The sequence below is a fragment of the Bradyrhizobium sp. Leo170 genome (genome assembly GCF_004296405.1).
Lineage (GTDB): Bacteria > Pseudomonadota > Alphaproteobacteria > Rhizobiales > Xanthobacteraceae > Bradyrhizobium.
In genome coordinates this window covers 1-3,357 of the sequence record NZ_PSRR01000549.1, presented here as the reverse complement: position 1 = coordinate 3,357, position 3,357 = coordinate 1, and the positions used below count along the sequence as shown (strand labels likewise).

Annotated in this window: 4 protein-coding genes; all 4 read right to left on the bottom strand. The window is 59.9% G+C overall.

The features are described 5' to 3' along the window. Positions 1–517 (bottom strand): IS66 family transposase (locus CWO89_RS42205; RefSeq protein ID WP_207234694.1); only part of this gene is annotated, 517 nt, incomplete at its 3' end. Positions 518–590: 73 nt separating this feature from the next. After that, on the bottom strand, positions 591–938 hold the full coding sequence (tnpB, locus tag CWO89_RS42200; protein WP_130584126.1) for an IS66 family insertion sequence element accessory protein TnpB: 348 nt from the start codon (positions 936–938) through the stop codon (positions 591–593). Next, positions 935–1,345, bottom strand: a complete 411-nt coding sequence (tnpA, locus tag CWO89_RS42195; protein ID WP_130232059.1) for an IS66-like element accessory protein TnpA — start codon at positions 1,343–1,345, stop codon at positions 935–937. Before tnpA ends, tnpB begins: the two co-directional genes overlap by 4 nt. Positions 1,346–1,398: 53 nt before the next feature. Continuing rightward, positions 1,399–2,853, bottom strand: a complete 1,455-nt coding sequence (locus tag CWO89_RS42190; protein WP_130231930.1) for an IS4 family transposase — start codon at positions 2,851–2,853, stop codon at positions 1,399–1,401. Positions 2,854–3,357: the final 504 nt, after the last annotated feature.

Sequence of the window (3,357 nt, the reverse complement as noted above, 5' to 3'; positions counted from 1 at the left end):
CCGGCGGCTGGGTGATCGCTTCGCAGGCCCGGCAGACGAGCTTCTCGCGCACGTGCTGGATCACCTTCCACTGGCGCGGAATGAGCTCCAGCGTTTCGGTCACGTCCTCGCCAATCTTGCGCAATCGGCTGTCGCCGCAGCATGGGCAGGTGGCAGACACCGGATAGACAATGCGCTCCCGCGGCAAATGCTCCGGCAGCGGCCGGCGGGCCGGCTTGCGGCGCTCGAACGATGGCACCGCAATCTTCTCGGCTGCCATCTGCGCCGCGGTCTCAGCCTGCGCCGCGTTCTCCTCCAGGTCGGCGAGCTGTAGCTCGAGTTGGTCCAGCAATGCGCCCCGCTCGGAGGACTGTCCGAACTGCTCGTGCCGGAGCTTCTTGATCGTGAGTTTGAGCTTCTCGATCACCAAGGTCCCTGCCTGGGCCTCGGCTTCCGCGGCCAACCGGGCCGCTCGCTCGGCGCGCAGCATCGCCTGCAGCGTGGTCACATCGTCGGGAAGAGAATCATCGGCGCCCATCGCCGACCAGAGAATCACAAGACGCGGTCTTTGTCCGAACCGCTGATCGTGCCGCCGATTCAAATGCCGGCGATCAGCCAGCCGCCTGCGGTCGCCAGGTATGTTGCGGCATCCGCCAGTCGATGCCCTCCAGCAGGTAACCAAGCTGGGCTGGGGTGATTGTCACCACGCCATCAGCCGACGACGGCCACAGGAAGCGGCCGCGCTCCAGCCGCTTGGCATAAAGCGACATGCCCAGTCCATCGTGCCAAAGGATCTTGATCAGCTTGCCGCTTTTGCCACGGAACACATAGAGGTCGCCGCCGTGCGGGTCTCGCTTGAAGGCTTCCTGCACCAGCAAGGCCAGCGAGTTCATGCCGCGACGCATATCAGTGTGGCCGGTCGCAATCCACACCCGCACGCCCGACGCAATGGGGATCACCGTAGGCGTCCATCTGCCAGCGTCGCGACGACGGCCTTCAGCGTCGCCGCGTCGACCGTACCCGTGATCCGCATCCGAACCCCGGCAGCAAACTCGATCTCGATCGACCCGCCGCTGCCGGCCGGCTCGACCGAACAAGGCGAGGGCCCTGATTCCGCAACCACCATCGCCGGTACGAAGCCCGTTGGAGAGGCGGCATCCTTCGGCTTAGGCTGAAACGAGCGTCGCCATCGCAGCAGCAATGAGCGCGAAACGCCATACCGCCGCGCTGTTGCCGCGACTTGGCGCGGCGCCTGTAAGCTCTCCAGGACGATCTTGAGCTTCTCATCCTCGGACCAGCGCCGCCGCCGGCCCGTGTCCACCACCCCAAGCCGTTCGACTTGGGCACTGCGTCTATCACTGTCCATAAGGACAGTTCTCAACAACATGCCTCATTCGGCAAGGCGGCCTTCACCGGCTTTCAATTACCCACAAATTCTCCTCCAACCGTCGCGCCCAGCGCGATGTCGGTGAGGCGTGACAGCCCACGCCACATAACGGTATTGCCGGGAGGCGGATCGCTGGCGCGGGCGAGATAACCGCCGAGCCGGGCGATCTTGATAAGATAGTGCGAGAGCATTTTCTTTTTTGCTTTTGGTTTGTCGTTGACGAGGCGATCGAGCACGCCGATTTCAGTCGCGGTCAACGCGACGGTTGGCGGCGTGTCTGGGGCGGAACGGTTGAGCATCGTCATCCAGAAGACCCGCCAACTCAGGATGCAAAAGAGCGAGATCAGGTTGGTCAAACGCTGGGCGGTCCTGAGCTTCGACTCCTCAGCTTTGCAGCCCGATTTGAGGATCTTGTGGAACACCTCGATCTTCCATCTCAAGCCATACCATTCGAGCTTCTCAATGGCGTCGGTGCGGGAACCAATGGGCAGGTCGGTGATCAGCTTCCAATCGATCTTCTTTCTGTTTTTCGGCGTCCCGCGCTCTTCAGCATGGATCACCGTCAGGGTCAGAGCGGGATAGCGATTCTGCTTTCCGATCGGCGGCAGGACGCGAATCTTGCGATACCTGATCTCAAGAACGGCCTGGTCGGGATCGCCGTTGCTGTCTCTGACTTCGATGCGATGGAGCCCTTTGACGGCGACCTCGTCCATTTCGTCGGCGATCGTGTGATTCCCGTCTCCAGCCAAGCGGTCGACGCAGGTCCTGATCAGGAAATGAGTTCCGATCTCCTGTGCCGCGCAGAAAAGCTCGTAGATGTCACTCTCGCGATCGCCAATATGGATGCATCGTCCCGGATGATCCAAGAGTTGGGTAGACTGCTTGAGATTTTCCAACCATCGGACGCTTTCCTTTTTCTCGATGGGAATCCGGGTCGGATTGATCTTCTTTTTAAGCGCGGCCGTCCCCTTGAATTTCTTCCGGGTCCAGAACTTAACTGCCGCCAACCCCAGCGGCACCCCCTCGATTGTGACCGCGAGGCTCGAATGCATCAGGATGCCGCAAACCGTGTGCGATCTGAGGCGACCCGCCTTATCCCGTCCACTGTTTATGCTCTTGGTGATGCCGATCGCTTCTGACTTCTCGCGTTGATAGGTGAACTCGGTTGTATCGTGCAGCACAAGAACGAGACCTTCAGCGGCGGCACGATCATGTGTCGATTGGAAATGGCCGGCCAGAATGTCCGCTTCGCTGACCCGGTCATTAGAGAAGAACCGGTAGGCTGCCTTGGTATTCGCCCAATCCTGGCAGACGAGCGGAATGCTCTGTCCCATGGCGCTTCCAATCTGCGTGAGCAGCTTGCGGAATCTGTCGCCGAGCCGCGCGTCCCTAAACTCGCATCCACTACTCTCTCGATCAATCCAACATTCACCTTTCAAGGACCGCAAACTGCCTTTTGCCGATCGATCCCTTAATGTCAGCCCCATAGAGCACCCCTCGCGAATCAGGTGCTCAGCAAGGAATCACAAGTGATTCTTTCGATTCAAGATTTGGCCGATCGGCGGATCAGCCCGAGTGGTCAAAGTTATGGGTAATTGAAAGCTTCACCGGACGGATACGGAAGTCCGATCAAGGAAAGAACTGTGAGCCTGCAGAGAACGATCATTCAGGAATTGACGACACAGTCGCTAAAAAGAAACGACGACTACCTCCGGACGCGAGTTGCGGATATTGCGCCGACTGCGTATGCGGTCTGGCGCTGCTCTGATTGTGGCTGTTGGTTGCTGTGCTGCAGGTGTGGAGTGAAATGGACCCGCGGAGCGGGACCGCTTGAACCGGTTTGTTAGTTGGAAACTGACCGCTCCTGATCCGTTTCTATCACGCTGCCAGAGTCTCTGTCTGCTGCAGTTGGTGTGGGCATGTGGTCAACGCGTCAGCGTTGTCCACCATGTCCACAGCCTTCGCGGCCTGCATCCGCTCGCGCCAAACCG